Annotated in this window: 24 protein-coding genes, 1 tRNA gene and 2 pseudogenes; 16 read left to right on the forward strand and 11 right to left on the reverse strand. The window is 66.0% G+C overall.

The window, feature by feature from the left end:
• Positions 1-54: 54 nt before the first annotated feature.
• Genes ntrC through dusB form a run of 3 tightly spaced genes read right to left on the reverse strand, consistent with a single transcriptional unit; the run spans position 55 to position 3,565 of the window.
• Positions 55-1,497 (reverse strand): nitrogen regulation protein NR(I), encoded by a 1,443-nt coding sequence (ntrC, locus tag AB2M62_RS08150; protein WP_404339239.1) that lies wholly within the window; start codon positions 1,495-1,497, stop codon positions 55-57.
• Positions 1,494-2,591 (reverse strand): nitrogen regulation protein NR(II), encoded by a 1,098-nt coding sequence (locus AB2M62_RS08155; RefSeq protein WP_404339241.1) that lies wholly within the window; start codon positions 2,589-2,591, stop codon positions 1,494-1,496. Before AB2M62_RS08155 ends, ntrC begins: the two co-directional genes overlap by 4 nt.
• Entirely contained in the window at positions 2,567-3,565 is a 999-nt protein-coding gene (dusB, locus tag AB2M62_RS08160; protein WP_404339243.1) for a tRNA dihydrouridine synthase DusB, read from the reverse strand. The genes AB2M62_RS08155 and dusB overlap by 25 nt, the downstream gene beginning before the upstream one ends.
• Before the next feature lie 85 nt (positions 3,566-3,650).
• Here dusB and AB2M62_RS08165 point away from each other — a divergent pair, with 85 nt between their 5' ends.
• From AB2M62_RS08165 to AB2M62_RS08180, 4 genes are all read left to right on the forward strand, one after another.
• Positions 3,651-4,799 (forward strand): bifunctional 2-C-methyl-D-erythritol 4-phosphate cytidylyltransferase/2-C-methyl-D-erythritol 2,4-cyclodiphosphate synthase, encoded by a 1,149-nt coding sequence (locus AB2M62_RS08165; RefSeq protein WP_404339245.1) that lies wholly within the window; start codon positions 3,651-3,653, stop codon positions 4,797-4,799.
• Positions 4,796-5,311 carry a hypothetical protein gene (locus AB2M62_RS08170; protein WP_404339247.1) on the forward strand — a complete coding sequence of 172 codons (516 nt, stop codon included), beginning with the start codon at positions 4,796-4,798 and terminating at the stop codon, positions 5,309-5,311. Before AB2M62_RS08165 ends, AB2M62_RS08170 begins: the two co-directional genes overlap by 4 nt.
• 67 nt (positions 5,312-5,378) lie before the next feature.
• Entirely contained in the window at positions 5,379-5,909 is a 531-nt protein-coding gene (locus tag AB2M62_RS08175) for a CinA family protein (RefSeq protein WP_404339249.1), read from the forward strand.
• A gap of 125 nt (positions 5,910-6,034) precedes the next feature.
• The gene (locus AB2M62_RS08180) at positions 6,035-6,220 is read left to right on the forward strand and encodes a hypothetical protein (RefSeq protein WP_404339251.1); all 186 of its coding nucleotides are present in this window, start codon (positions 6,035-6,037) and stop codon (positions 6,218-6,220) included.
• Between the two features lie 20 nt (positions 6,221-6,240).
• On the opposite strand, the gene AB2M62_RS08185 is transcribed toward AB2M62_RS08180, so the two are convergent.
• Both AB2M62_RS08185 and lipA read right to left on the reverse strand, forming a co-directional pair.
• Positions 6,241-6,696: a type II toxin-antitoxin system RatA family toxin gene (locus AB2M62_RS08185; RefSeq protein ID WP_404339253.1), complete on the reverse strand. Its 456-nt coding sequence runs from the start codon at positions 6,694-6,696 to the stop codon at positions 6,241-6,243.
• The gene (lipA, locus tag AB2M62_RS08190) at positions 6,696-7,628 is read right to left on the reverse strand and encodes a lipoyl synthase (protein WP_404339255.1); all 933 of its coding nucleotides are present in this window, start codon (positions 7,626-7,628) and stop codon (positions 6,696-6,698) included. Before lipA ends, AB2M62_RS08185 begins: the two co-directional genes overlap by 1 nt.
• A gap of 114 nt (positions 7,629-7,742) precedes the next feature.
• Between lipA and AB2M62_RS08195 the strand changes: the two genes are divergently transcribed.
• Positions 7,743-8,372, forward strand: a complete 630-nt coding sequence (locus tag AB2M62_RS08195; protein WP_404339257.1) for a carbonic anhydrase — start codon at positions 7,743-7,745, stop codon at positions 8,370-8,372.
• 22 nt (positions 8,373-8,394) lie between these two features.
• The gene (locus AB2M62_RS08200; protein ID WP_404339259.1) at positions 8,395-9,108 is read left to right on the forward strand and encodes a hypothetical protein; all 714 of its coding nucleotides are present in this window, start codon (positions 8,395-8,397) and stop codon (positions 9,106-9,108) included.
• 3 nt (positions 9,109-9,111) lie between these two features.
• Here AB2M62_RS08200 and AB2M62_RS08205 read toward each other — a convergent pair whose 3' ends face one another.
• Genes AB2M62_RS08205 through aspS form a run of 3 tightly spaced genes read right to left on the reverse strand, consistent with a single transcriptional unit; the run spans position 9,112 to position 12,767 of the window.
• Positions 9,112-9,891, reverse strand: coding sequence for a polyphosphate kinase 2 family protein (locus tag AB2M62_RS08205; protein WP_404339261.1), 780 nt, complete (start codon positions 9,889-9,891; stop codon positions 9,112-9,114).
• Between the two features lie 11 nt (positions 9,892-9,902).
• Complete coding sequence (locus AB2M62_RS08210) at positions 9,903-10,919, reverse strand: 2-hydroxyacid dehydrogenase (RefSeq protein WP_404339263.1); 1,017 nt, start codon at positions 10,917-10,919, stop codon at positions 9,903-9,905.
• Positions 10,920-10,940: 21 nt separating this feature from the next.
• Positions 10,941-12,767: an aspartate--tRNA ligase gene (gene aspS, locus AB2M62_RS08215; RefSeq protein WP_404339265.1), complete on the reverse strand. Its 1,827-nt coding sequence runs from the start codon at positions 12,765-12,767 to the stop codon at positions 10,941-10,943.
• A 92-nt stretch (positions 12,768-12,859) separates the two neighbouring features.
• Here aspS and rnd point away from each other — a divergent pair.
• The 3 genes and pseudogenes from rnd to AB2M62_RS08230 all read left to right on the forward strand — a co-directional run bounded on the left by rnd (position 12,860) and on the right by AB2M62_RS08230 (position 14,473).
• Positions 12,860-14,031: pseudogene (gene rnd / locus AB2M62_RS08220) on the forward strand (ribonuclease D).
• Positions 14,031-14,330 (forward strand): I78 family peptidase inhibitor, encoded by a 300-nt coding sequence (locus tag AB2M62_RS08225; protein ID WP_404339267.1) that lies wholly within the window; start codon positions 14,031-14,033, stop codon positions 14,328-14,330. Before rnd ends, AB2M62_RS08225 begins: the two are co-directional and overlap by 1 nt.
• Before the next feature lie 69 nt (positions 14,331-14,399).
• Positions 14,400-14,473 (forward strand) — tRNA-Cys (locus AB2M62_RS08230).
• 84 nt (positions 14,474-14,557) lie between these two features.
• Here the strand turns inward: AB2M62_RS08230 and AB2M62_RS08235 are convergent.
• A pseudogene (locus AB2M62_RS08235) lies at positions 14,558-14,958 on the reverse strand (glycine zipper 2TM domain-containing protein).
• A 536-nt stretch (positions 14,959-15,494) separates the two neighbouring features.
• Here AB2M62_RS08235 and cysS point away from each other — a divergent pair.
• Positions 15,495-16,940 (forward strand): cysteine--tRNA ligase, encoded by a 1,446-nt coding sequence (cysS, locus tag AB2M62_RS08240; RefSeq protein WP_404339269.1) that lies wholly within the window; start codon positions 15,495-15,497, stop codon positions 16,938-16,940.
• A 6-nt stretch (positions 16,941-16,946) separates the two neighbouring features.
• Here cysS and AB2M62_RS08245 read toward each other — a convergent pair whose 3' ends face one another.
• Positions 16,947-17,204, reverse strand: a complete 258-nt coding sequence (locus tag AB2M62_RS08245; RefSeq protein WP_404339271.1) for a hypothetical protein — start codon at positions 17,202-17,204, stop codon at positions 16,947-16,949.
• A gap of 217 nt (positions 17,205-17,421) precedes the next feature.
• Between AB2M62_RS08245 and AB2M62_RS08250 the strand changes: the two genes are divergently transcribed.
• The 4 genes from AB2M62_RS08250 to AB2M62_RS08265 all read left to right on the forward strand — a co-directional run bounded on the left by AB2M62_RS08250 (position 17,422) and on the right by AB2M62_RS08265 (position 21,358).
• Positions 17,422-17,862, forward strand: a complete 441-nt coding sequence (locus AB2M62_RS08250) for a TM2 domain-containing protein (RefSeq protein WP_404339273.1) — start codon at positions 17,422-17,424, stop codon at positions 17,860-17,862.
• Positions 17,863-17,920: 58 nt separating this feature from the next.
• Positions 17,921-18,694: a hypothetical protein gene (locus tag AB2M62_RS08255; RefSeq protein ID WP_404339275.1), complete on the forward strand. Its 774-nt coding sequence runs from the start codon at positions 17,921-17,923 to the stop codon at positions 18,692-18,694.
• 174 nt (positions 18,695-18,868) lie between these two features.
• A complete protein-coding gene (locus tag AB2M62_RS08260; protein ID WP_404339277.1) occupies positions 18,869-19,726 on the forward strand; it encodes an alpha/beta hydrolase in 858 nt (285 codons plus the stop codon).
• 48 nt (positions 19,727-19,774) lie between these two features.
• Positions 19,775-21,358, forward strand: a complete 1,584-nt coding sequence (locus AB2M62_RS08265) for a class II 3-deoxy-7-phosphoheptulonate synthase (RefSeq protein WP_404339279.1) — start codon at positions 19,775-19,777, stop codon at positions 21,356-21,358.
• Between the two features lie 30 nt (positions 21,359-21,388).
• Here AB2M62_RS08265 and AB2M62_RS08270 read toward each other — a convergent pair whose 3' ends face one another.
• A complete protein-coding gene (locus AB2M62_RS08270; RefSeq protein WP_404339281.1) occupies positions 21,389-22,468 on the reverse strand; it encodes a carbohydrate porin in 1,080 nt (359 codons plus the stop codon).
• 291 nt (positions 22,469-22,759) lie between these two features.
• Here AB2M62_RS08270 and AB2M62_RS08275 point away from each other — a divergent pair, with 291 nt between their 5' ends.
• Both AB2M62_RS08275 and AB2M62_RS08280 read left to right on the forward strand, forming a co-directional pair.
• Positions 22,760-24,664, forward strand: a complete 1,905-nt coding sequence (locus tag AB2M62_RS08275) for a methyl-accepting chemotaxis protein (protein WP_404339283.1) — start codon at positions 22,760-22,762, stop codon at positions 24,662-24,664.
• Between the two features lie 257 nt (positions 24,665-24,921).
• A complete protein-coding gene (locus AB2M62_RS08280) occupies positions 24,922-25,140 on the forward strand; it encodes a hypothetical protein (protein WP_404339285.1) in 219 nt (72 codons plus the stop codon).
• Positions 25,141-25,206: the final 66 nt, after the last annotated feature.

Genomic DNA, 25,206 nt, shown 5'->3' on the forward strand with positions numbered 1-25,206 from the left:
AAGCGTACAACGCAACCGTTGCTCAGAAAACACATAATATGCGTCAACCTGTCGCTATTCGGCACCCTCCGACCGGTTTCCTAGGTCGATTCCCAGCGTATCCAGGCGCTTCCGCAGCGTGTTTCGATTAATCCCCAGCGCGCGGGCGGCGCGCAGCTGGTTGTGCTGGTGGCGAGCAAGCATCGCCTCGATCAACGGGCGTTCGACTTCGCCGATGACGCGATCGTAGAGCGTGCCGTTGTCGAGCGCCTGGGGTTCCTCGATCGCGATCCGTTCGAGCCGGGCGCGTACTGCCGCTTCGATACCGGCGTCGCGAGGTGCCGATTGCGCGCCGGCCCCCTCGCCCAGCGCGCTGCGCAGCGTAGCGGCGTCGATCCAGGCATCGCGGCTCAGCGCGGCGATGCGGCGCATCAGGTTTTCGAGCTCGCGGACATTGCCCGGCCAGTCGAAATTCTCGAGCACCGCGATCGCGTCGCCGTCGAGTTGCTTCCGCGGCAATCCGGCCTCGGCGGCGCGATCGAGGAAGTGGCGGGCAAGCAACGGCACGTCCTGGCGGCGCTCGCGCAGCGCCGGCAGCGCGATCGGCACGACGTTGAGGCGATAGAACAGGTCTTCGCGGAATTGACCCGATTGGACGAGCGCGCCGAGATCCTTGTTGGTCGCCGCGACGATGCGGACATCGGCGCGGATCGTTCGCGCGCCGCCTACGGTGGTGAACTCGCCCGACTGGAGCACGCGCAGCAGCCGCGTCTGCGCGTCCATCGGCATGTCGCCGATCTCGTCGAGGAACAGCGTGCCGCCAGCGGCCTGCTCGAACTTGCCGGCGACTCGCGTTGCCGCGCCCGTGAAGGCGCCGCGCTCATGGCCGAACAGCTCGGCCTCGATCAGCTCGCGCGGGATCGCCGCCATGTTGAGCGCGACGAACGGCGCGCGCCGCCGTGGCCCCAGATCATGGATCGCGCTGGCGACCAGCTCCTTGCCGGTGCCCGACTCGCCCGAGATCAGCACGGTCAGGTCGTTGGCGACGACGCGCGCGATGACGCGATAGACTTCCTGCATCGCCGGTGAGCGGCCGATCAGCCCGCCCCCCGCCTCGGCTTCGGACAGCACGGCCGGAGCGCGACGGCCGCGCGCGATCGCGCTGCGCACTGCCTGGGTCAGCACGTTGAGATCGAACGGCTTGGGGAGATAATCGAACGCGCCGACCTCGGTGGCGCGCACCGCGGTCGCCAGCGTGTTCTGCGCCGAAAACACGATCACCGGCAGATCGGGGTGGCTCTCGGTCAGACCGGCAACCAGATCGAGCCCATTGCCATCGGGCAGCACTACGTCGGTAACCAGCACGTCGGGAATGCCCCGCGCCAGCTCGCGTGCCATTTCGGCGGCGCTCGCAGCAGTCGTGACGCTATGTCCCTCGCGCTTGAGCGCGGCGGCGACGACGGTGCGGATCGCGGAATCGTCGTCGACGACGAGCACCCTGCCCTGGATCGCGGTCATTGAGCCCTCGGCAGCAGGATGCGGAACACGGTCACTTCAGGCTCGCGTTCGCGGGCATATTGGATGATCCCTCCCATGTCGCGGACCAGCTTCTCGACGAGCGGGAGGCCCAGCCCCTTGCCCTCGGGCTTGCCAGAGACGAACGGCTCGAACAGATGTTCGGCGATATCGGCAGGGGCGCCGGGACCGTTGTCCATCACGCAGATCTCGATCGGCAGCGGCTGGCGTGGCCGACCAGGGGTGTTGCTCACCGACATGCCGTGGCGATAGGCAGTCGACAATGTGATCCGGGGCTGCGCCAGATCGCCCAGCGCCTCGGCGGCGTTCTTGAGCAGGTTAAGCAGCACCTGGAGAAACGCGTCGGTATCGACCAGCACCGGCGGCAGCGACGGATCGAACCGCTCCTCGATCACCACGCCCCGCGCGAACCCGGCCAGCGCCACGCGGCGGGCATGGCCGAGCAACGGATAGACATTGGTCGGCGTCAGGTTGAGCGGTCGGGTGTCAGTGAAATCCTCCATCCGATCGATCAGCGCGGCGATGCGATCGACTTCGGTGGTGATCAGCTCGGTCAGCTCGGCATCCTCGCCGGCGGCCTGAAGCAGCTGCGCGGCGCCGCGGATACCCGAGAGCGGGTTCTTGATCTCGTGCGCCAGCATCGCCGCGGCACCGACGGCGGCACGCGCCCCGGCGGTGCGATCGGCACCCTGCGCGACGCGGCGCGACTGCGGGGCGTGGTGGAGCGTAACGATGCGCCAACCCGGCTGGTCGGCGACCAGCATCTCGACGAAATCGACGCGGATGCGCGGGCCGCGGATCGCCTCGATCTCGGTGTCGAACGCGGCGAAGCCATGCCCGTCGCGGCGATCGGCATAGTCGGCGGGTGGCAGCAACACCGTGTCGTAAGGCTGGCCGACCATCGCGGTCTCGCTATGGTTCAGCAGCAGCTCGCATGCCGCGTTGGCATGCGCGATCCGGCCATCAGGATCGATCACCAGCGCCGCCACCGGCAGCGCGGCAAACAGCTCCTTATAGCCGGGTCCCGAGATCGGCTCGGGCTTGGCGCGCCTCAGGCCGCCGCGCGCGAAGACCATGGCGCATAGAATTCGGCGAGCATGTCGAGCACGACCTTGGGGTCGGCCTGTTGGTTCACCTTGTTGCGGAACTCGGCCGAGCCATGGATGCCCTTGGTGTACCAGCCGATATGCTTGCGCATCATGTTGACGCCGACTTCGTTGCCATAAAGGCTGAGCGAGTCGATGTAATGTTCTGTGATAACGCGATATTGATCGTCGAGCGACGGCTCCTCGCGGGTGCCGGCGCCGGTCAGCGCGTCCATCACCTCGCGCAGGATCCACGGGCGGCCATAGGCGCCGCGGCCGATCATCACGCCGTCGGCGCCCGATTGCGCGAGCGCCTCGCGCGCATCCTCGACCGAGCAGATATCGCCATTGGCGATCACCGGGATTGCGACGGCATCCTTCACCCGGCGGATGAAGCGCCAGTCGGCCGAGCCCTTGTACATCTGGTTGCGGGTGCGGCCGTGGACGGTGATCATCTTCGCGCCGAGATCCTGCGCAATATGCGCGAGCTCGGGAGCGTTGAGGCTGTCATGGTCCCAGCCCATCCGCATCTTGACGGTGACGGGCACGGTGACGGCCTTCACGCAGGCATCAATCAGCGAGGCGGCGAGCTTGAGGTCGCGCATCAGCGCCGAGCCGGCATCGCCATTGGTAACCTTGCGGACAGGACACCCCATGTTGATGTCGACGATCGCCGCGCCGCGATCCTGGCTCAGCTTCGCCGCCTCGCCCATCTCATAGGGGGTGCAGCCGACCAGCTGCATCGAGACCGGGTCCTCGATCGGATCCCAGGCGAATTTCTGGACCGACTGGCGCGTCTCGCGGATCGCCGCCTGGCTGGCGACCATCTCGGTGACGTTGAGCCCCGAGCCATAGCGGCGCACGACGCGGCGGAACGGCAGGTCGGTCACGCCGGTCATCGGCGCGAGCAGCACCGGGGCTTCGACCTTTACCGGGCCGATCTGGATGGGGGCGAGTTCGCGCATAGGGATGCCTGAAAAATAGGCAGCGACGCCTAGCCGCGCAAGCCTGGATTGGCAAGGCGGGGCTAGCCCGCTACGGCCCGGCGCCATGGGGCAGAAAACCGCCGCGCTGATCGTCGCCGCAGGCCAAGGCACGCGGATCGGCGGAACCGTGCCAAAGCAGTTTGCACCGCTCGCGGGCAAGCCGATGCTGGCGCACAGCTTCGCGACGCTGTCGGCGCATCCCGCGATCGATCGGGTAGTAGTGGTGATCGGTGCGGGCCAGGAGGCGGCGCTTCGCGACGCGCTTGGCGAGGTGCCCTTCGTTCTCGGCGGCGCCACCCGGCGCGACTCGGTTCGCAACGGGCTCGAGGCGCTGGACGGTGTCGATCGCGTGCTGATCCACGATGCCGCCCGCCCTTTCCTGCCCTTTGCTGTGATCGACCGGCTTCTCGCCGCACTCGACGACCATGACGGCGTGATCCCCACTTTGCCCGTCGCCGATACGCTGGTGCGCGACGATGGCGCGATGGGAGACACCATCGCGCGCGACCATCTCCATCGCGTCCAGACGCCCCAGGCCTTTCGCTTCGATGCCGTTCTTGCCGCGCACCGCGCCTGGTCTGCCGATCGCGAAGCGACCGACGACGCCCAGATGGTCCGCGCGCTAGGCCATGCCGTGGCGCTCGTTCCCGGAGATCCGATGCTCGAGAAAGTCACGCTCCCCGCCGATTTCGTCGCCGCCGAGGCGCGCCACGCCGCCACGATGCGGGTGCGGACCGCGATCGGCTATGACGTCCACCGCTTCGCCGAGGGCGAGCAATTGTGGCTCGGCGGCGTCCTGGTCCCGCATAGCAAGGGCTTGTCCGGGCATAGCGACGCCGATGTCGCGCTGCATGCGATCACCGATGCGCTGCTCGGCACGATTGCAGCGGGCGATATCGGCATGCATTTCCCGCCCAGCGACCCGCAATGGCGCGGCGCCGCCTCGGCGCGCTTCCTCGAACATGCCGCGGAGCTCGTCGCGGCGCAGGGCGGCGTGATCGACTTCATTGACGTCACGATCATCTGCGAAGCGCCCAAGATCGGCCCGCATCGCGAGGCGATCCGCGCCTCGATCGCCGCCATCCTCGGCATCCCTGCCTCGCGGGTGAGCGTCAAGGCGACCACTACCGAGCGGCTGGGCTTTACCGGGCGCGGCGAAGGCATGGCCGCCCAGGCAGCCGCCACCATTCGACTTCAGGAGAGCGCAGAATGAAAAACTACATGGCAGCCGCGGCATGGCTCGCTCTCTCGGCGACCAGCGCGCACGCGGCCGCCGACACCGCGCAGAAGAAGCCGTGCATCACGCCGATCGAGGCGCAGGCACTGGTGACGGCGATTGCGCCGCACGCGATCAAGTCGGTCACCGAGGCCTGCAGCCCGACGTTGCCGACCAGGGCCTATCTGCGGATGAACGGCGACGATCTTGCCAAGCGCTACCAGTTGGCCGCTGCCGCCGCGCGGCCGGCGGCAATCTCGGCATTCGGCAAGATTTCGGGCAGCGACGAGCCGGTCACGCCGGAGATGTTCGATGCCTTTGCCGGGCCGCTCATCGCCGAACTGATCGCCAAGGACATCAAGCCCGATGTCTGCGAGAAGATCGATCGCATCGCCGCGTTGCTCGATCCGCTCCCTGCGACCAATCTCGCGGGCCTGGTCGCCGCGATCTTCGAATTCGCCGCGGACGATTCGAAAAAGGCGCCGCCCTTCGAAATCTGCAAGCCGTGAGCGCAGCTGTAACGCTGCGCCGCTACGCACTGGCCTCCGCAACCGACAAGTGGCAGAGGCCTTGGTGATGGACACGATTCTCCCCGACAGGCTCGTCGAAGCCGCACGGAAGGTGCTCGAAGCCAATCGCGCGATCGGCCGCACGATCGCGGTGGCCGAAAGCTGCACCGGCGGGCTTGTCAGCGCTGCACTCACCGAGACACCGGGTTCTTCGGACGTGTTCGAAGCCGGGTTCATCACCTATTCGGACCAGGCCAAGACCGAAATGCTCAAGGTGAGCACCGATGTGCTCGAAACCTTCGGTGCGGTCTCGATCGCCGTCGCCTGGAGCATGGCACAAGGCGCGCTGGCGCGCTCGCAGGCCGATATCGCGGTGGCGATCACCGGAATTGCCGGCCCCGACGGCGGCAGCGAGAAGAAGCCGGTGGGCACGGTGGTGTTCGCGCAAGCCGTGCGCGGCGCCGATCCGCAGCATATCGTCGCCGACGCGCGCCACTTCGAGAATGACGGCCGCGGCGGCGTCCGCCTCCAGGCGGCGCTGTGCGCGCTCGACCTGCTGATGCCCGACTCGCCCGAAGGCATCGTCGAGGCGGTGTAGGCTCCCTGCGCGTTAATTCCGGAAACAGGCTCGTTGCATGGCGGACCCAAAGCTCGAGATCGTCGCCACCGGCGTACGCTACTATCACCAATCCGATGAACGAACGTTCTTCGAATGGCGATCGAATGCCGTTCGTCCTAAAATATTACGGCGTGGTCAGGGATCTATTCATCGAGCTAGATCGCTTCCCGACCTACGATGATCTGTGGGAGATCGTCGGGTTTTGCAGACGATATGGCATCGAGCTCAAACAACTCGAAAAGTTTCTGAACGACGAGAACCGGCATTGGCTGGCAGCGGCGATCGAATGATCGTTTCTACGGGCTAGGGATCAGGCCGCGCTCTGTGCCCCTGCATCGCCATAGAGGCGCGCGGCGCGCTCCTCGAAGGCGTTGATCATTTTCCGCAGCGCGCGGTCGAACACCTGGCCGGCGAGCATCTCGAACACGCGGTTCTTGAAGGCGAAGTCGACGCAGAAATCGACCAGGCAGCCGCCCTTGCCGTCGCTGCGGAACTTCCAGTCATTGTTGAGGTGCTTGAGCGGCCCGTCGATATAATCGACGCGGACATGGTCGGGGCGCTCCTTGGCGACTTTCGAAGTGAAGGTCTCGCGCAGCCCCTTAAAGCCGACGATCATGTCGGCGACCATTTCGGTCTCGCTGTTCGTCCGCACCCGGATCGCGCTGACCCAGGGCAGGAATTCGGGATAGCGCGCCACATCCGCGACCAGATCGAACATCTGCTCGGGGGTATAGGGCAGCGCGCGCGTCTCGCTATGCTTGGGCATCAGACCGTCGCAGTCGCCTTTGCCAGCTTGGCCGCCCGCGCATCGCGCATCTTCGCGAAATCGTCGCCGGCGTGATAGCTTGACCGCGTCAGCGGCGACGAGGCGACGAGCAGGAAGCCCTTGGCGCGCGCGATCGCGCCGTACGAGCCGAACGCCGCCGGGGTGACGAACTCCGCCACCTTGGCGTGGCGCGGGGTCGGCTGGAGATATTGGCCCATCGTCAGGAAATCGATGTCGGCGCTGCGCATGTCGTCCATCACCTGATGGACTTCGAGCCGCTCCTCGCCGAGCCCGAGCATGATGCCCGACTTGGTGAAGATCGACGGATCGAGCCGCTTGACCGTCTCCAGCAGCCGCAGTGACGCATAATAGCGCGCGCCGGGGCGGATCGTCGGATAGAGCCGTGGGACGGTCTCGAGATTGTGGTTATAGACGTCCGGGCGCGCCGCGACGATCATCTCGACCGCCGCTTCGTGCTTGTTGCGGAAATCGGGGGTGAGGATCTCGATCGTGGTCACCGGGTTCGACTTGCGGATCGCCTCGATCACCTTGACGAACTGCTTGGCGCCGCCGTCCGGCAGATCGTCCCGATCGACCGAGGTGATGACGATATGCTCGAGTCCCATCTGCGCGGCGGCATCGGCGACGTTGTTCGGCTCCATCGGATCGACCGCACGCGGCATGCCGGTCTTGACGTTGCAGAAGGCGCAGGCGCGGGTGCAGGTGTCGCCCAGGATCATCACCGTGGCGTGCTTCTTCGACCAGCATTCGCCGATATTCGGGCAGGCGGCTTCCTCGCACACCGTGGTCAGGCTCTTCGAGCGCATCAGCGCGCGCGTCGCGGCAAAGCCTTCCGAGGTCGGTGCCTTGACGCGGATCCAGTCGGGCTTGCGAACGCGCTCGGGGCGGGGAAGCGGGGTCATCTGGTTCATCGCCTGCCAGATAGCGATCCGGCGGCGCGCGCACAACAACGGCGAAAGCATGCCTGGTTGCACGCAGCAAACGCATGGGGTTCGCAAATCCGGAGGAAACGGTATGGAGCCGATATGACCGACTTCACCGACCTGCTCGACGGCTATCAGCGCTTCCGGACCAGCGAATATCGGCGGCATCGCGAACGCTGGGAGGAACTGCGCGAAGGCCAGAGCCCCCGGGTGATGGTGATCGCCTGCTCGGACAGCCGAGTCGACCCGGCCCAGATTTTCGATACCGTGCCCGGCGAGATTTTCGTGGTGCGCAACGTCGCCAACCTCGTCCCGCCTTTCGAGGACGATGCAAGCCGGCACGGCGTGTCGGCGGCGCTGGAGTTCGCGGTCACCCAACTCGAAGTGCCCGAGATCGTCGTGCTGGGCCACGGTGCCTGCGGCGGTGTCGCCGCCTCGCTGTCCCAGCGGTTCAAGGGCGCTCCCAATGGTGAGGGCGGCTTCATCGCGCACTGGGTCGACATGCTCGACGAGGCGCGCGATCGTATCGTTGCCCAGCATGGCGGCGGCGCCGAGGCAGTGCATGCGCTCGAGCTCGAGACGGTGCGTGTCTCGCTCGTCAACCTGCTCACCTTCCCCTTCGTCGCTGCACGAGTCGAAGCGGGAACGCTCACGCTCCACGGCGCCTATTTCGCGATCCGCGATGGCGAACTTCATCTGATGGACGAGAACGGGCGTTTCGTGCCAGCCTGACGCCCTGTCGAGGGGGCAAGCGATGGTGCGTTTCGTCTGGGAACAACTGGTCGAGCTCTATCGCCGCGGCTTCGCGTTGTTCGTGCTGGCGCCGGTGATCGTCGCGCTGGTCGTCGTGCCCGAATTCCTCCAGCATATCGTCGAGATCCGCCTCGGCATGTTCGAGAGCATCGCGCGGGGCCATGGCCTCGCGAACGATCCGAAGCGCTGGGCGTTCGGCTATGCCAAGCTCACCGGGCTGCTCCTCGCGATGCTCGCCTCCGCGCGCTTCTGGAATGCGCGCGAGCAGGGCGGGCGCTGGTGGGACCTGCGCGACATTGCCTGGCTTCGGCTCGCCATCGCGCTGGCGCTGTTCATTGGAATCTCCGCATCGGCCGATTTGCTGCGCAGCCACGTTGCCGAATGGCTGTTCCAGGCGGTCAATCTGACCCTCAGCCTGGTGACGCTGCCGCTGATGCTGCTCATCCTCGCCGCGCTGTTCGGCGATCACGCCGGCACGCTGACGGCGGGATATTGGCGCGGATGGCGCTGGCTGCCGCTGTTCGTGCTGCTGCTGGTCGCCGCTTATGGTCCGGCGATGGCGCTCCATTATGGCTTGCACCGCCTGGCGATCGGCCAGCCGGAGCCGCTGGTCTGGGCGCTGATGACGCTCGACGCGCTGACCGTCGGACTGCTCGCCTCGCTGACCGGCGCGGCGTTCAGCCTGGCCTATCGCGCCTGGCGCCTACCCCGCTGAGGCTCAGTCGCCCAAGACCTTCTTCGCCATCTTCGCCAGCTCGGGATCGAGTTCGGGTGGGTCCATCGGCACATGCGCTTCGAGCTGGTCGGCGATCGCCTCCAGCGCGGCGATCCGCGCCGACTTCTTGTGATTGCCGTCGATCACCGTCCAAGGCGCGTGCTTGGTGTCGGTCTCGCGAAACATGTCGTGCATGGCCTCGACATAATCGGCGCGGCGCGCACGATTGCGGAAGTCCTCGCTACCGATCTTCCAGCGCTTCCACGGATGCTCGACGCGGTCGCGCAGGCGCTTGTCCTGGGTTTTCTGGGTGACGTGGACAAAGACCTTGATCAGCGTCGCACCGTCCTCGATCTGCTGCGCCTCGAAGGCGTTGATCTCGTCATAGCCGCGCTTCCAGTCGGCCTTGGACGCCAACTGCTCGACCCGCTCGACGAGCACCCGGCCATACCAGCTGCGGTCGAAGATCGCGATATTGTGTTGTGCCGGCAGCCGCCGCCAGAAGCGCCAGAGGAAATGGTGCGACAGTTCCTCGGCGGTCGGCGCCGCAATCGGCCAGACTTCGAAATAGCGCGGGTCCCACTCGGCGCTGAGCCGCTTGATGATCCCGCCCTTCCCCGCCGCGTCCCAGCCTTCGAACAGGATGATCGCGCGGCGCTTGTGGATGATGTGCGCGGTCTGGATATGGCTCAGCCGCTTCTGCAGCTTGGCGAGTCGATCAGCATAATCGTCGCTGTCGACCAGATGGTCGCCGGCCTCATAGTCCGCAAGATCGATCGTCACGGCAGCTCCATTCAACGCGAAGGCGCAATCAACGCGCTATCCACGCGATTGGCAAGCGGCCGTCCCGCCTCGGCATCGGCAATGCTCGCCAGCGTCGTCTCGGCGATCGCCTGGAGCGCTTCTTCGGTGAGGAAGGCCTGGTGGCCGGTGATCAGCACGTTGGGGAAGGTCAGCAGCCGCTGGAAAACGTCGTCCGAGACGATCTCGCTCGACAAATCCTCGAAGAACAGGTCGGCCTCCTGCTCGTAGACGTCGAGCGCCACCGCGCCGATCTTTCGCGTCTTGAGCCCGTCGATCAGCGCCGACGTATCGATCAGCGCACCGCGGCTGGTGTTGACGATCACCAGCCCGTCCCGGGCATGGGCGATCGCATCGGCATCGATCAGGTGGCGCGTCTCGGGAGTGAGCGGGCAATGCAGCGTGACGATTTCGGCCTCGCGCAGCAGCGTCGTGCGCTCGACATAGCGTATCCCGATCGCTTCAAGCTCCGGGTCGGCGGCGATGTCGCTGGCGAGCACGTCGCAGCCGAAGCCGAGCTTGAGGCTGCGGGCGACCAGCGCGCCGATCTTGCCGGTGCCGACCACGCCGACGGTGCGGCCGTGCAGGTTGCGGCCGATCAGCCCGTCGAGCGCGAAGTTGTTGTCGCGCACCCGCGCCCAAGCGCGCGGGATATGCCGGTCGACCGCGAGCAAGAGCGCGACGGTGAACTCGGCGACGGCATGCGGCGAATAGGCCGGCACGCGGACCACCGAGATGCCGAGCCGCTCGGCCGCGGCAAGATCGACATTGTTGAACCCGGCACAGCGTAGCGCGACCAGCCGCGTACCGCCCTGCGCCAATGTCGCCAACACTGCGCCATCGACGACGTCGTTGACGAACACGCAGACCGCGCCGCAGCCCCGGGCGAGCTGCGAAGTCAGCGCGTCGAGGCGCGGCTCGAGGAAGAGCAGGTCATGGCCATGCGCTTCATTCGCGGCAGTGAAGAAGCGGCGGTCATAGCCCTTGGTCCCGAACACCGCGATGCGCATAGGACCCCCTCCTGGTTCCGATCAGTCGGCCGGACCGTCGGCTGCCTTCTTGGCGATGTCCGCAGCCACCTGGGGCGCTAGGCGGATGTTGAGCTCCTTGAGCTGCTTCTCGCTGACGAAGCTCGGGGCCTGCATCATCAGGTCCTCGGCCTTCTGGGTCATCGGGAAGGTGATCACCTCGCGGATGTTGGGCTCGTCGGCGAGCAGCATGACGATGCGGTCGACGCCCGGCGCCGAGCCGCCATGCGGCGGCGCGCCGAACTTGAACGCATTGATCATCCCGGCGAAATTGGTGTCGACGTCCTCCTGGCTGTAGCCGGCGATCTCGAACGCCTTGTACATGATCTCGGGGCGATGGTTCCGGATAGCGCCCGAGGACAGCTCGATGCCGTTGCAGACGATGTCGTACTGGAAAGCCAGGATGTCGAGCGGGTCCTTGGTCTCCAGCGCCTCCATCTCGCCCTGCGGCATCGAGAACGGATTGTGGCTGAAGTCGACCTTCTTGGCGTCCTCGTCATATTCGAACATCGGGAAGTCGACGATCCAGCAGAATTCGAAGCGGCTGGCGTCGATCAGCTCGAGCTGATCGGCGGCGCGGGTGCGCGCAAGGCCGGCGAGCCTGGCGGCCTGAGCTTCCTTGCCCGCGGCGAAGAAGATGCCGTCGTTGGGACCGAGACCCATCGCTTCGGCAATTGCCTTCATGCCGTCCTGGCCGTGGTTGTTGGCGATCGGGCCGCCGAACACGCCGTCCTTCTGGGTGGCATAGCCAAGGCCGGGGAAGCCTTCGCTCTGCGCCCAGCTGTTCATGTCGTCGAAGAACTTCCGGCTCTTCTCGTGGGTGCCCGGCGCGGGCACCGCGCGGACGACGTCGCCGCCCTCGACCATCGAGGCGAAGCGGCTGAAGCCCGATCCCTTGAAGAAGTCCGAGACGTCGGTGATCAGCAGCGGGTTGCGCAGATCGGGCTTGTCGTTGCCGTATTTGAGCATCGATTCGCGGTACGGGATGCGCTTGAACGGCAGCGCGCTCACGCTGCGGCCCTTGCCCTCCCAATCGGCGAATTCCTCGAACACGCCGTGGAGCACCGGCTCAATCGCCGCGAACACATCGTCCTGCGTCACATAGCTCATCTCGAAGTCGAGCTGGTAGAATTCGCCTGGGCTACGGTCGGCGCGGGCGTCCTCGTCGCGGAAACACGGCGCAATCTGGAAATAGCGGTCGAACCCGGCGACCATGAGCAGCTGCTTGAACATCTGCGGCGCCTGCGGCAGCGCATAGAATTTGCCGGGATGGACGCGGCTGGGGACCAGATAGTCGCGCGCACCCTCTGGGCTCGACGCGGTGAGGATCGGGGTCTGGAACTCAGTAAAGCCCTGGTCGATCATCCGCCGGCGCAGCGACGAAATGACGTTCGAGCGCAGCAGGATGTTCTTGTGGACCTTGTCGCGGCGCAGATCGAGGAAGCGATAGCGCAGACGGATATCCTCGGGATATTCGGAGTCGCCAAACACCGGCATCGGCAGTTCCTGCGCCTGGCTCTGGATCACCACTTCGGCGGCGCGAACTTCGATCTCGCCGGTCGGCAAATTGGCGTTCACCACACTCGCGTCGCGCGCGACCACCTGGCCGGTGACGGTGATCACCAACTCGCTACGCAGCGATTCGAGCACCTGGAACGCCGCACCGCTGACGTCGGTGACGATCTGGGTGATGCCATAATGGTCGCGCAAGTCGATGAAGACGAGATCGCCATGGTCGCGCTTGCGGTGCACCCAACCCGAGAGGCGGACTTCCTGACCGACATTGGCGGCGCGAAGCTGGGCGCAATTGTGCGTGCGATAGGCGTGCATGGATTTCAACTTTTGCGTGAAGGGAAACGTTGGGGTGCGCTTTCCCCTCCCACCCTCTTTTGTCAACCCGAAGACGCGGCTATGGCGCCTGGATGCATATCCATGGCCTGATCGAGGATTCCGCCGCCCTCGCAAATCTTTGCGCGCGTTTTGCCACCAAGCCGTACATCTGCGTGGACACCGAGTTCATGCGCGAAAACAGCTATTGGCCCGAACTCTGCCTGATCCAGATCGCCGACGACGAGGAAGCCGCCGCGATCGATCCGATGGGCGGGATCGACATGAAGCCGCTGCTCGACTTGCTCACCGACAATGAAGACGTGCTCAAGGTCTTCCACGCGGGCGGCCAGGATCTCGAGATCGTCTACAACCTCACCGGCAAGACCCCCACCCGCTGTTCGACAGCCAGGTCGCCGCGATGGCGCTCGGCCAGGGCGAACAGATCGGTTATTCCAACCTTGTCGATACCTATCTCGGCATCACCGTCGACAAGGGCGCGCGCTTCACCGATTGGAGCCGCCGCCCGCTCGACAAGCGCCAGATCGATTATGCGATCTGCGACGTCACCTATCTCTCCGAAATCTTCCCCAAGATGCTCGAACGGCTCAAGAAAACCGGTCGCGGAGCCTGGCTCGACCAGGAAATGGAGCGGCTCGCCGACCCCGAGAATTATCGCAACGATCCCGATGCCGCCTGGGAGCGCGTCCGCATCTCCAGCCGCAAGCCCGAAGTGCTCGGCCGCCTCAAGGCGCTGGCGCGTTGGCGCGAGCTCGAGGCGCAGAACAAGGACCTTCCCCGCGGCCGCATCGTCAAGGACGAGACGCTCGCCGATATCGCCGGCAATCCGCCGCGCAAGCAGAGCGATCTCGGCAAGGTGCGCGGCCTTTCGGCAGCCTGGGCGGGCAACGACATCGGCGGACGGCTGATGGCCGCGCTCGAAACCGCCAAGCCGATGCCCGCAGCCGAAATGCCCGGCCGCGACGACCGCAAGCCCTCGCTGGGCAAGGATGGCGCGCTGGTCGCCGACCTGTTGAAGCTGCTCCTCAAGATCCGCGCCAAGGAAATCAATGTCGCCGCCCGGCTGCTCGCGCGCTCGGACGATCTCGAATCGCTCGCCGCGGGGGTTCGTGAAGGCCTGCCGATCCTCCAGGGCTGGCGTTATGAACAGTTCGGCCGCGATGCGCTGGCGCTGGTCGAGGGCCAGCTCGGCTTCGCAGTCAAGAACGGCAAGCTCAAGATGACGCGTACCGAGGATCCCGCCTGATGATTCGCCTTGCCCTCCCGCTCGTGCTGCTCGCCGCCTCGGGCTGCGCCTATGATCGCCGTCCCGAAGGTCCGCGCCCGCCGCGTCCGCCCCAGGGTGCCTGCGCCGACCAGCGCCTCGGCAGCCTGATCGGAAAGGTTCGCAGCGCCGGCGTCGAATCGCGCGCCAAGCGGCTGTCGGGCGCACGCACGCTGCGCTGGATCACGCCGGGTTCGGCGGTGACGATGGATTTCCGCACCGATCGGCTCAATCTCGAGCTCGACGAGCGCGGACGGATCACCCGCGCGCGCTGCGGCTGAATTCTATCGGTGCGCCGGGGGGCTCGGGTGTTGACCCGCCGCGAAAAAGCCCCCATTGGCGCCCGCCTCGGCCCGATGGCGGAGTGGTGACGCAGAGGACTGCAAATCCTTGCACCCGGGTTCGATTCCCGGTCGGGCCTCCACTCATTTGATGTCGCAAGACGCAAGAAGGGCGCCCATTCGCATGGGCGCCCTTCCTTGTTTCAAACCAGGTTCAGAGACCGGCCTCAGCGGCGGCAGTTGCCGCCATCGACTTCGCGACCCAGCAGCGCGCCGGCACCTGCGCCGATGATCGTGCCGGTGGTGCTGCGCCCGCGATACGAGCTGCCGCGCCCGATATCGCCACCAGAAGCCCGCCGGCGACTGCGCCGAGGATCGTCCCGGTGGTGCCGCTGCTGCAGCGGCGATAATTCTGGCGATAGCCGCGATCGCGATAGCCCCGGCGATAATCGCCGCGATAGCCCCGGTCCTCGCGATAGCCGCGGTCGCTGCGATAGCCGCGATCATAATAGCCGTCGTTATAACCGCGATCCTGGTAATAGCCGCGGCTCTGTGCTGCGGCGGGAGTTGCTGCGAGGCCGCCGAAAGCAACGGTGGCAGCCAGCATGGCAGTGATGACCTTCTTCATCTTTCGTCTCCTTCGTTTCGGGCGGTGCCGCCTTACGAAGACCTATCTGCCATTACCCGGATGCAACGATGCTGAACGCGCTCGTTAGCCATTGTTCATCAAAACCCTTGCGACTGAATCCCTGTGACCAAAACGCCACTTATCCACAGGAAAGCACGGCTCGTCGCTCGATCGGGCGCGTAGGCCCGGAACAAAGAACGATTCAACCTCGTTTCGGATTCGGCTGCTGGGAGACCACCCATGTATGATTTCGGAATTCGCCAGGCGCATAGCGGGTACCGCGTGGCCTATCGTCCGCACGAAACGAATCATTGTCCGGGGTGCGGCAAATCGCATTGGATGATCGGGCGGATGACCGCGGAATGCGCGTTTTGCGGGACTGCGCTGCCGCTGATCGCCGGGAGCAATCTCGGCAACGGCCTGGCCCACTCGCGCCCAGCAATCTCTCCGCTCGCCGCCTGAGATTTTCCTCGCATCCCGCGGCGAGGCGCGCACCGGGAGTTGCCCGGGGCGGTGCAGGCGCTAAGGGATGCGGCATGCACGGCGCCTCGCTTCATCTCTATAATTCGCTCACCCGCAGCCTCGAGGCGTTCGCGCCGCTCGATCCCGAAGCGGGCGTTCGCGTCTATTCGTGCGGACCGACGGTCTACAACTATGCCCATCTCGGCAATCTGCGCGCCTATGTGTTCACCGATACGCTGAGCCGCGTGCTGACCTGGAAGGGTTATGCGCTCACCCATGTCATCAACATCACCGATGTCGGCCATCTGACCAGCGACGCCGATGCCGGCGACGACAAGATGGAGGCGGCCGCCCGCTCCCAAGCCAAGAGCATCTGGGACATCGCCGCGCACTATACCGCGGCGTTCAAGGCGAACATCGCCGATCTCAACATCCGCGAGCCTTCGCGCTGGTCGGTTGCCACCGATCACATCGGCGAGATGCTCGATTTCGCCAAGAAGATCGCGCCCCAGCATTGCTACGAGCTCGACACCGGCCTCTATTTCGACAGCACCACCGTTCCCGATTACGGCAAGCTAGCCGGGTCACAGGACGATGCCCGCGAAAGCCGGATCGAGGCGGTGGACGGCAAGCGCCATCCGCAGGACTTCGCGATCTGGCGCAAGTCGCCCCCCGGCGAGCAGCGCCAGATGGAATGGGATTCACCCTGGGGCAAGGGCGCGCCGGGCTGGCACCTCGAATGCTCGGTGATGAGCCACAAATATCTGGTCGAGCCGTTCGGCGGCGGCCAGTTCGACATCCACACCGGCGGGATCGATCACCGCGAGATCCACCATCCCAACGAGATCGCACAGAACCAGGCGTTTTGCGGCTGCGCGGACACCGGCGCGCATTTCTGGCTGCACAACAACTTCCTGGTCGATCGCCAGGGCAAGATGTCGAAGTCGAAGGGCGGCTTCACCACGCTCCAGTCGTTGATCGACGCGGGCGTGCACCCCCTCGCCTATCGCCTGCTCTGCCTCCAGGCGCACTATCGCAGCGAGCTGGAATTCTCGGCCGAAAACCTCGCCGCCGCGCTGACCAGGCTCAAGCGGCTGGTGATGACGGTGGCCGCGCTCAAGGCCAAGGCCGGAGGCGAAGGCACGGCGCCCGAGCCATGGATCAAGCGGCTCGACGAAGCGCTGTCCGACGATCTCAACACCCCCAAGGCGCTGCCGATCCTCGACGAGCTGCTCGCCGAGAAGGCGCTGTCGCCTGCCGATCGCCTCGCCGCGCTGGCGGCGTTCGACGCAGTGCTCGGGCTGAACCTGCTCACTCTCACGCGCGATGAACTGCGTCTCCGCCCCGCCGCGGCGACACTGAGCCCGCAGGATATCGACGCCCGCCTGGGCGAGCGCAAGGAAGCGCGACTGGTCAAGGATTTCCAGCGCTCCGACACCATCCGCGACGAGCTCGTCGCCGCCGGCGTCGACGTCATGGACGGCGACCCGCTCGGCTGGGACTGGAAGCCGGCGCTCTAGCCTGGCTCAGCTACATTGCCGCTGGCGGTTAGCGCGCGCCGCCTGCATGCGATCGAGGAGTTCGATCAGGCGGGCGCCATTGCCGGTACACTGCTTGCTTCCCCCGGGGCGGCAATGGCTCGCGTACCAATTGTTGACGGCGTCTTCCGCTTCCTGTGCCTCGGCGATGGCGCGCTGGCAGGGATCTGGAGCGGTCGGCGACGCGGCAACGGTGACTGCTGGCGCGAACAGGGCGAGGCTCAGCGCGGCAAAGGCCTTCAACATCTCGACTTCCTTCCCTGGTCCGGGGTCGGGGATTCGGTAGACTAGCAAGTCAAAAGCGCGTCGCCGCGGCCGGTTCCGCCGCATAACTCGGGCTATCGGAGATCGCGGTCGGATCGGCACGACTTGTCGTTCGGCGCCGTTTCGACCTGCCGGCGCGCTAACCTCTTGCGCTCGCCCCCCGATTTCGCCAAAAGCCGAATCGAACACGGGGGAAGACATGCGCGGACAGGTACTCGGCGTAGATCGCGGCAGCGGCGAAGGGCAAATTTCGGGCGAGGATGGCGAGCGCTACGTCTTCGCGCCGCACGATTGGCGGTCGGAGCGTGGCCCTGCAGTCGGCGTCAATGTCGATTTCACCGTCGAGGGCCGCCGCGCGCTGTGCATCTTTCGCCTGCCCGAGCCGGGCGCCGTAACCACCGCGCCGCAAGTCCCCACCAGCGATCGCAACAAATATGTCGCCGCGTTGCTCGCCTTTTTCTTCGGCGTGCTCGGTATCCACCGCTTCTATCTCGGCCGCAACGGCTCGGGCGTGGTGATGCTTGTGCTGACGATCACCGTGGTTGGCATGTTGGTGACCTGGCTATGGTCGATGATCGACATGGTCCGCTATCTCGCCATGTCCGACCGCGAATTCGCCCACCGCTACGCGCGCCTCTGAGGATATTTCGCACCCGGCGATCATTACCCCTCCGGAAAAGGCCGAACCGGAGAGAAGAATGAAGTCGCTTCCCCTCACTGCCGTGGTCGCGGTGCTTGCGCTAAGCGCGTGCAACAAGACGCCGGAGACCACCGACAATGCGATGGTCGCGGAGACCAACGCCTCTGAAGCAGACGATGCCGCGTTCGACGAAGCGCCGGTGGTCGAGAATGTCGCCGATACCACCACGCCGGCGGTGACCGTCGCCGCGGTGCCCAGGCCCGCGGCCAACACCCCCGCCGCAGAGGCCGCGCCGCTCACCGATGCCGCCGCGATCGAGGCGGAGATCCGTGCCGGCACCGGCATCCAGCGCGTCCGCTATGGCCAGGGCTGGGCATGGACCAGGGACGGACGCATCCTGCGCACCGCGGATCGCGACGGTAAGAAGGTCGCCTATTTCCGCGGCGGTGGCGAGCGGCCTTTCCTCGTCCAGGACGCGGACCGTGCCTATGCCTATCAGGGCGACACGCCGGTCCGCCAGTTCGATCGCGACGGGCGCGGCCGTGCTCCCGATGCCGAGCAGAGCCGCGCGGCGACCGAAGCCGCGCAGGAAAGCCGCGAACGGCGCGACCAGGCCAGCCGCGCCCGCGATCGTGCCGGGCCGGCCCCGGCGGGCAGCGATCGCGATCCGCGGCCGACGCCCTCGGCTTCCCCGACCGACACCCCCCATCGCGGCCAGGACCGCGATGCGCACGGCGCACGCGACGATCACTCTGCTGCGAAGCCGACCCCGACACCCGGCGCCTCGCCCGATCGCGGCCGCGATCGTCACGACGGCCCGCAGCAGCGCTGATCCTCGATCCCTCCCCAAGCCACGCTCGGGGAGGCGTTCGATCAGTTCATTTGAAACAACGCAAGCAGCCGACTAGGCCTGTCGGCCATGACAGCCTTGCGCCCTGCCCTCGCACGCCCGCTGATGGCGCCACCTCGCCCCGACGCGCGCAGGCGACCCCGCGGCGGGTGGGTGATGCGCGGCCTCGTTCTGGCGCTCGCGCTGCTGCTCGGCGGCTGCGGCACCCTGCTCTCGATCCCCGGCGACCGCTGCACCGGCATCCCCGCCCAGCCGGACACGCTGCCCGGCGCGACTAGCTTCACCTATCGCACCGCCTCGGGCCGCGACCTGCGCATCCACGTCTTCCAGCCCGCCGGCCCCAGGGCGGCGCGGCCCGCGATCCTGTTCTTCTTCGGCGGCGGCTGGCGCGTCGGCCGGATCACCGCCTTTCGCCCCCAGGCCGAGGCTTTCGCCGCCCGCGGCTATGTCACTCTGCTCGCCGACTACCGCGTCACCTGCCGCGACGGCACCTCGCCGCTCGCCGCCACAAACGATGCCGCCGCCGCCTATGCCTGGCTGCGCGACCATGCCGCCGCGCTGGGCATCAACTCGCGCCGCATCGCGCTGTCCGGCGGCTCGGCGGGGGGCCATCTCGCGCTGGTCACCGCGATGAAGGCGCCCGCCGCCGAACGGCCCGCCGCGCTGATCCTGTTCAATCCCGCAGTCGATCTCGTCACTCCGGCGCGCTGGTATCAAAAGCCCTTCGCCCGCGGCATCTCGCCCAGCCTGTTGCCGCTGGCCGCGCTGCCGCCGACGATGATCTTCCATGGCGAGGACGACGCCACCGTGCCGATCGCCAGCGTCCGCACCTTCTGCGCCCGCGCCACAGCGGCGGGCCGAAGCTGCACGGTCATCGGCTATCGCGGCAAGGGCCATGGCTTTTACCACGACTACAGCCTCGATCCGCAGATCGGCACCACCCCCTATGCCGATACCCTCGCCCGCTCGGAGCGCTTTGCCGACCCGCTGCTCAACCCCGCTTTACCCCGTTAGGGAAAAATCGCTTGCGCCGACTTACCCCGCAAGGGTAAGGCGCGCCGCATGACGACTTTAGCCGGTTCCAAGATCCGCCGCTTCCGCGAGGAACGCTCGCTCTCCCGCGCCGCGTTCGGCGCCTGGTTCGATACGCCGGGCTCCACGGTGCAGGGATGGGAGGAGGACGGCAAGCGCGCCTCCGCCGCCGTGCTCAACCAGATCGCCGCCAACGGCATCGCACATCACCAGGACTGGTACGTCCATGTCCGCAACCTGGAGCAGGATATGGGCTGGACCCCTGACAGCTGGATTCAGGCCGAAGCCCGTCAGCTCCCCAATTACCCCGATAAGGCAGCGCTGGACGCCGCCACCACGCAACTCGCCTCCTATCCGCCGCTGGTCTTCGCCGGCGAGGCGCGCGAGCTGACCACCGAGCTTGCCCGCGTCTCGCGCGGCGAAGCGTTCCTGCTCCAGGGTGGCGACTGCGCCGAGAGCTTCGCCGAGTTCCACCCCAACAACATCCGCGACACCTTCCGCGTCATCCTCCAGATGGCGGTGGTGCTCACCTTCGCGTCGAAGCTGCCGACGGTGAAGCTCGGGCGCATGGCCGGCCAGTTCGCCAAGCCGCGCAGCGCCGACACCGAAGTGATCGACGGCGTCGAGCTCCCCTCCTATCGCGGCGACAACGTCAACGACATCGCCTTCACCCCCGAGAGCCGCATCCCCGATCCGCAGCGCATGGTCCAGGGCTACAGCCAGTCCGCCGCGACGCTCAACCTGCTGCGCGCCTTCGCCACCGGCGGCTATGCCAATCTCCACCAGGTGCATAAGTGGACGCTCGACTTCATGGGCCGCAGCCCGTGGTCGAAGAAGTTCGCCGACGTGGCGGATCGCATCGGCGAGTCGCTCGATTTCATGGAGGCGTGCGGGATCAATCCGGACACCGTCCCCCAACTCAAGGGCACCCAGTTCTACACCAGCCACGAAGCGCTGCTGCTCCCCTATGAGCAGGCGCTCACTCGGCAGGACAGTCTCACCGGCGACTGGTACGACACCTCCGCCCACTTCCTGTGGATCGGCGATCGCACGCGCTTCGAGAACAGCGCGCATGTCGAGTTCCTGCGCGGCATCGGCAATCCGATCGGGATGAAGTGCGGCCCCAGCCTCGAGCCCGATGCGCTGCTCAGGCTGCTCGACACGCTCAACCCCAATCGCATCCCCGGCCGCATGACGCTGATCACGCGCTATGGCCATGACAAGATCGAGAAGGGCCTCCCCGCGCTGGTCCGCGCGGTCAAGCGCGAGGGGCATCCGGTGGTGTGGAGCTGCGATCCGATGCACGGCAACGTCGTCAAGGCCGCCAATGGCTACAAGACCCGCCCGTTCGAGCGCATCCTCGCCGAAGTCCGCGGCTTCTTCGCCGTCCACCGCGCCGAGGGCACCTATGCCGGCGGCATCCATTGCGAAATGACCGGCCAGAACGTCACCGAATGCACCGGCGGCGCGATCGCGGTCACCGAACAGCATCTCGCCGATCGCTATCACACCCATTGCGACCCGCGGCTCAATGCGGGCCAGTCGCTGGAACTGGCGTTCCTGCTGGCCGAGATGCTCAATGCCGAGATGGCGGAGCGGCGCAAGGCGGCCTGACAAGGAAGCCGCCGAGAGGAATTGCGGACTTCATTCGCCGTCCGGCCGGCTGACCGTCAGCCGGAGTCCGAACACCAGCGTATCGCGTCCGTTGCCGAATGCGCGGCGGACATATTGAACATCGGGCTGGACGGTCAGATAGCGATTGATCTTGTCCGAATACGTCAACTCGAGCCCCCATTCGCTCGCGTCCGATTGCGTGCCTGCGTCACGCAGAGCATCGCGATAGCCGCGCGAGAGAGCGCCGTGCTGCACGCCAAACGAGACTTGGCTATCGGGGCGGCTGGCAACCGGCTGCGCGAAGATCACGCCAGTCTGGAAGCCACCCCGGAACGGCGTGGTCTTGCCTTCCGAAAGGCCGACCCGCAGAAACAAGTTAGTCGCGCGGGCGTCGCTGCCGGCCACCTTCTGATCGAGCAGCAGATAGGCTCCGGTTGCGATCCGCTTCACCGGAGCGCCGTCGAGACCCGTCGCAAAGATATCGTCCTGGCGGCGGGTGTAGCGCCACGCGCCGAGCGCGATCTTACCGTTCGTCGTCAGTCCCACCTCACCGATGACCAGCGCGCCGTCGCGCATCGTGAAATCTACGCCATCGGGATCGCCGAGCACGCCGGATTTCGCATCGACGACCGCGGCGCGGGCATAGCCCTGTTTGCCGAGTTGAACCGAAACACGCGCTGTGAGCGCAGTCGAGGGGAATATCGAAGGGCCATTGGGTCCCGTCGCCGCGAGCTCTGAGCCGATGCCGAATGCAGGCGCCATCAGCAATCCGGCTGAATCATTCTGATAGAAGTCTGCGTTGAGATCGGTCAGGCCGATTCTCAAGCTGGCCCGGCCACCGGCAAATGCCTGCTCGACCCATGCTTCGTATAATTTGAGCCGATGCGATCCGACCTCGATATTGTCGATGCCCTGCAAGGTGCCGGCTGCGTCGTTCGGCCGCCCGCCCGCCGTTGCAAGCAGATGCACGCCCGCCGTGGTGCCTCTGGCGCCGATCAGAGTGTCTAGATCGACGTCGGCCGTCACTTCGGCGTCGTGGAGCAAATAGACACGCTCGCCGAGGTCGCCCCGTGCGATATAGATCGCGTCCGCGACATAGTGCCCGTCCAACTGGATCGGCGACTCCGAGCCCCCCTCCTGCGCAAGTACCGGAACGGAGTAAACGGCAACAAATGCCGATGTAATCAACCCGACAAAATATGGATAATTTGCCATTTACTATAAGTCCCGTGTATTTCCGGATCATTTCCGGCATCCAGAACTTAATTTTAGCGGCAATGATCGAGCAGATTGATCAACTCGTATTTGTACGTATCCGCGACGGTTCGATTAAACCCGCTATAATGAATGCGAGCCGGTCTACCGGCGTCCGGTCGTCTGCGCGTGCAGGAAGGAAGCTCGATGAACTTGTTCTCTGACATGCGGATCGCAGGGAAGATACTTCTCGCCGTAGCGGCGCTTGGGATTCTCTCGCTCGGGATCGCAGGGATCGGCTCGCTCCAGCTCACCCGCATGGCTGCCACAACCGCCGGACTGGTCAACGATGAGGCGGAAAGCCTCAAGATCGCGTCGGCCGCCAATGAGCGGCTCGCCCGGCTGCATCAGCTATGGCTAGAGCGGTTGATCGAGACCGATACCCAAAATCTGCCCAAACTGCGCGAGACGATCCGCTCGGAGCGCGCCGATTTGAGCAAGCAGATGCAGTCGCTCAAGCCGTTCATGGATGGCGACGACGTCGCTACGTTTGACACGGTGGCGCGGGGCATTGCCGAATATGATGCCTTGATGGCGCCGGTGGAAGGCTATCTCGCCGCGGGTAATCGGCGTGAGGCTGAGACGCGCGGCCAGGATCAGGCAGGTGAACTCTATGCGAAGATCAACGAGTTGTTCAACAAGCTGGTCGATCATCAGGACAGCGATCTCGATGCTGGCGCCGCAGAAGCCGCGCGCTCCTCAAAGGCCACGACCTGGTGGCTGTTGGCCGGTTCGTTCGCAGCGCTGCTAGTCGTCGCGGGCCTGACCCTGGCGATGGTGCGCCGCGCGATCACGGGCCCGTTAGCAGTGATCGTCGAGCGGATGGGTGATCTTGCCGGCGGCCGTAACGATATCGAGATTAGTGGCACCGAGCGCGGCGATGAGATCGGCGCCATCGCCAAGGCCGTGCTGGTGTTCCGCGAAGCCGCGGTCGAGAAAGCACTTGCCGACGCGGAAAAGGCCCGCGCGGACGCGGAACAGCGTATCGTCGTGGAATCGCTCGAAACCGGGCTGGGCCAGCTCGCCCAGGGCGACCTGACCGCGCGCATCGATGCCCATTTCTCGCCCACCTATGAATCGGTGAAGGTCAATTTCAACGATGCGCTGAACAATCTGCGCACGCTGATCGGCTCGGTGATGGAATCGACCGCGTCGATCCGCACCGGCTCGGGCGAAATCGCCCAGGCCTCCGAAGACCTGGCCCGCCGCACCGAAGCCAATGCCGCCAGCCTCGAAGAGACTTCGGCCGCAGTCACCCAGATGGACGGCCGGCTCAAGGCCACCGCCACCGCCGCGGGCCGCACGGTCGCGCGTGCCGATGGGGCGATCGCCACGGTCGCAGGCGGCCGTTCGGTCGCCGACGAAGCGGTGCAGGCGATGAACCGCGTCGCCGCCGGCGCCAAGGGCATCGACAGCGTCATCGAGGGGCTCGACAAGATCGCCTTCCAGACCCGCGTTCTCGCGATGAATGCCGCGGTCGAAGCCGGCCGTGCCGGTGAAGCCGGGCGTGGCTTCGCCGTCGTCGCCGATCTCGTCTCGGCACTGGCGATGCGCTCGGAAGAGGAAGCCGCCCGCGCCCGCGACCAGCTCACCGCGACCCAGACCGACATCGTCTCGGCCGTCGAGATGGTCGGCAAGGTCGACGGCGCGCTGGCCGAGATCGCCACCGATGTCGGCGAGGTTCATGCCCTGCTCGGCAACATGGCGACCGACAACCAGGCCCAGTCGACCGCGATCACCCAGATCAGCGTCGCCGTGGGCACGATGGACCAGTCGACCCAGCAGAACGCCGCGATGGTCGAGCAGACCTCCGCCGCCGCGCGCAACCTGCTGGGCGAAGTGACTTCGCTTGCTGACCAGGCTTCGAAGTTCGTCATCGGTGGCGAGATCCGCCGGCCCGCCGCCCCCGCGCCCGCCCGGGCACCGGCCAGGGCGCCCAAGGCTGCCGCCAAGTCGGGCGCCAAGTCGGGCGGCTATGTCTCGCCGGTCCAGGCGCTGCCCGTCGCCGCCATGGCATCGGCCTCCTCCTCGGACGACTGGACTTCGTTCTAAGCCATCCCCCAGGGGTCGCATCAGGGCGCTCCGGCACTGCCGGGGCGCCCTTATCAATCCTGGAGAATGGATTCGAAGACAGGGCAAGCTGCGCTTTCCTACACCCCCGCCTCCATGCCATCGTTCCCGTTTCGTTCGAATCAGGAGACCTGCGCATTTCGATCGTCGGGTGGCGCGAGAAGTTCAACGATCGACTCGCCAACAATGCGCTCGGCGCGTGGCGGCGCGAGCATGAGGGGCTGGATTTCGATCATCAGTTGCGGATCGCCGAGCGAACCGCGCATTTTGCCGAGGCGCTCGAAACGCTGGGGCGGCGCGGGCCGCCGCGCTGGCCCGATAAGCCGTATAATTGGGATCAGATCGAGGTCGCGGTCCCCGCGCCCGAAAAGCTTCGCCGCGCGCGTACCGCTGCCCCGGATGCGGCGGCGCCCAAGAAGGCGCGCGTGCGTCCGATGCCGCGCGTGGTGACGTTATGAAATTGCGCAACGGAATTTCACGATTCGCACGCATTCTGGGACGCTAAGCGCGATTTTTCCTACAAG

It is taken from the genome of Sphingomonas sp. MMS12-HWE2-04 (assembly GCF_044881185.1).
Classification (GTDB): domain Bacteria; phylum Pseudomonadota; class Alphaproteobacteria; order Sphingomonadales; family Sphingomonadaceae; genus Sphingomonas.

Bases quoted from the DNA above. Each gene is read 5' to 3' on its own strand.
- AB2M62_RS08200 (WP_404339259.1), top strand. From the start codon at position 8,395: ATGGTGCGTTTCGTCTGGGAACAACTGGTCGAGCTCTATCGCCGCGGC.
- cysS (WP_404339269.1), top strand. From the start codon at position 15,495: ATGCACGGCGCCTCGCTTCATCTCTATAATTCGCTCACCCGCAGCCTC.
- AB2M62_RS08195 (WP_404339257.1), top strand. From the start codon at position 7,743: ATGACCGACTTCACCGACCTGCTCGACGGCTATCAGCGCTTCCGGACC.
- AB2M62_RS08245 (WP_404339271.1), bottom strand. From the start codon at position 17,204: ATGTTGAAGGCCTTTGCCGCGCTGAGCCTCGCCCTGTTCGCGCCAGCA.
- dusB (WP_404339243.1), bottom strand. From the start codon at position 3,565: ATGCGCGAACTCGCCCCCATCCAGATCGGCCCGGTAAAGGTCGAAGCC.
- AB2M62_RS08250 (WP_404339273.1), top strand. From the start codon at position 17,422: ATGCGCGGACAGGTACTCGGCGTAGATCGCGGCAGCGGCGAAGGGCAA.
- AB2M62_RS08260 (WP_404339277.1), top strand. From the start codon at position 18,869: ATGCGCGGCCTCGTTCTGGCGCTCGCGCTGCTGCTCGGCGGCTGCGGC.
- AB2M62_RS08210 (WP_404339263.1), bottom strand. From the start codon at position 10,919: ATGCGCATCGCGGTGTTCGGGACCAAGGGCTATGACCGCCGCTTCTTC.
- lipA (WP_404339255.1), bottom strand. From the start codon at position 7,628: ATGAACCAGATGACCCCGCTTCCCCGCCCCGAGCGCGTTCGCAAGCCC.
- AB2M62_RS08185 (WP_404339253.1), bottom strand. From the start codon at position 6,696: ATGCCCAAGCATAGCGAGACGCGCGCGCTGCCCTATACCCCCGAGCAG.
- AB2M62_RS08180 (WP_404339251.1), top strand. From the start codon at position 6,035: ATGCCGTTCGTCCTAAAATATTACGGCGTGGTCAGGGATCTATTCATC.
- AB2M62_RS08170 (WP_404339247.1), top strand. From the start codon at position 4,796: ATGAAAAACTACATGGCAGCCGCGGCATGGCTCGCTCTCTCGGCGACC.
- AB2M62_RS08175 (WP_404339249.1), top strand. From the start codon at position 5,379: ATGGACACGATTCTCCCCGACAGGCTCGTCGAAGCCGCACGGAAGGTG.
- AB2M62_RS08155 (WP_404339241.1), bottom strand. From the start codon at position 2,591: ATGGTCTTCGCGCGCGGCGGCCTGAGGCGCGCCAAGCCCGAGCCGATC.
- AB2M62_RS08255 (WP_404339275.1), top strand. From the start codon at position 17,921: ATGAAGTCGCTTCCCCTCACTGCCGTGGTCGCGGTGCTTGCGCTAAGC.
- ntrC (WP_404339239.1), bottom strand. From the start codon at position 1,497: ATGACCGCGATCCAGGGCAGGGTGCTCGTCGTCGACGACGATTCCGCG.
- AB2M62_RS08275 (WP_404339283.1), top strand. From the start codon at position 22,760: ATGAACTTGTTCTCTGACATGCGGATCGCAGGGAAGATACTTCTCGCC.
- AB2M62_RS08265 (WP_404339279.1), top strand. From the start codon at position 19,775: ATGACGACTTTAGCCGGTTCCAAGATCCGCCGCTTCCGCGAGGAACGC.
- AB2M62_RS08165 (WP_404339245.1), top strand. From the start codon at position 3,651: ATGGGGCAGAAAACCGCCGCGCTGATCGTCGCCGCAGGCCAAGGCACG.
- AB2M62_RS08225 (WP_404339267.1), top strand. From the start codon at position 14,031: ATGATTCGCCTTGCCCTCCCGCTCGTGCTGCTCGCCGCCTCGGGCTGC.
- aspS (WP_404339265.1), bottom strand. From the start codon at position 12,767: ATGCACGCCTATCGCACGCACAATTGCGCCCAGCTTCGCGCCGCCAAT.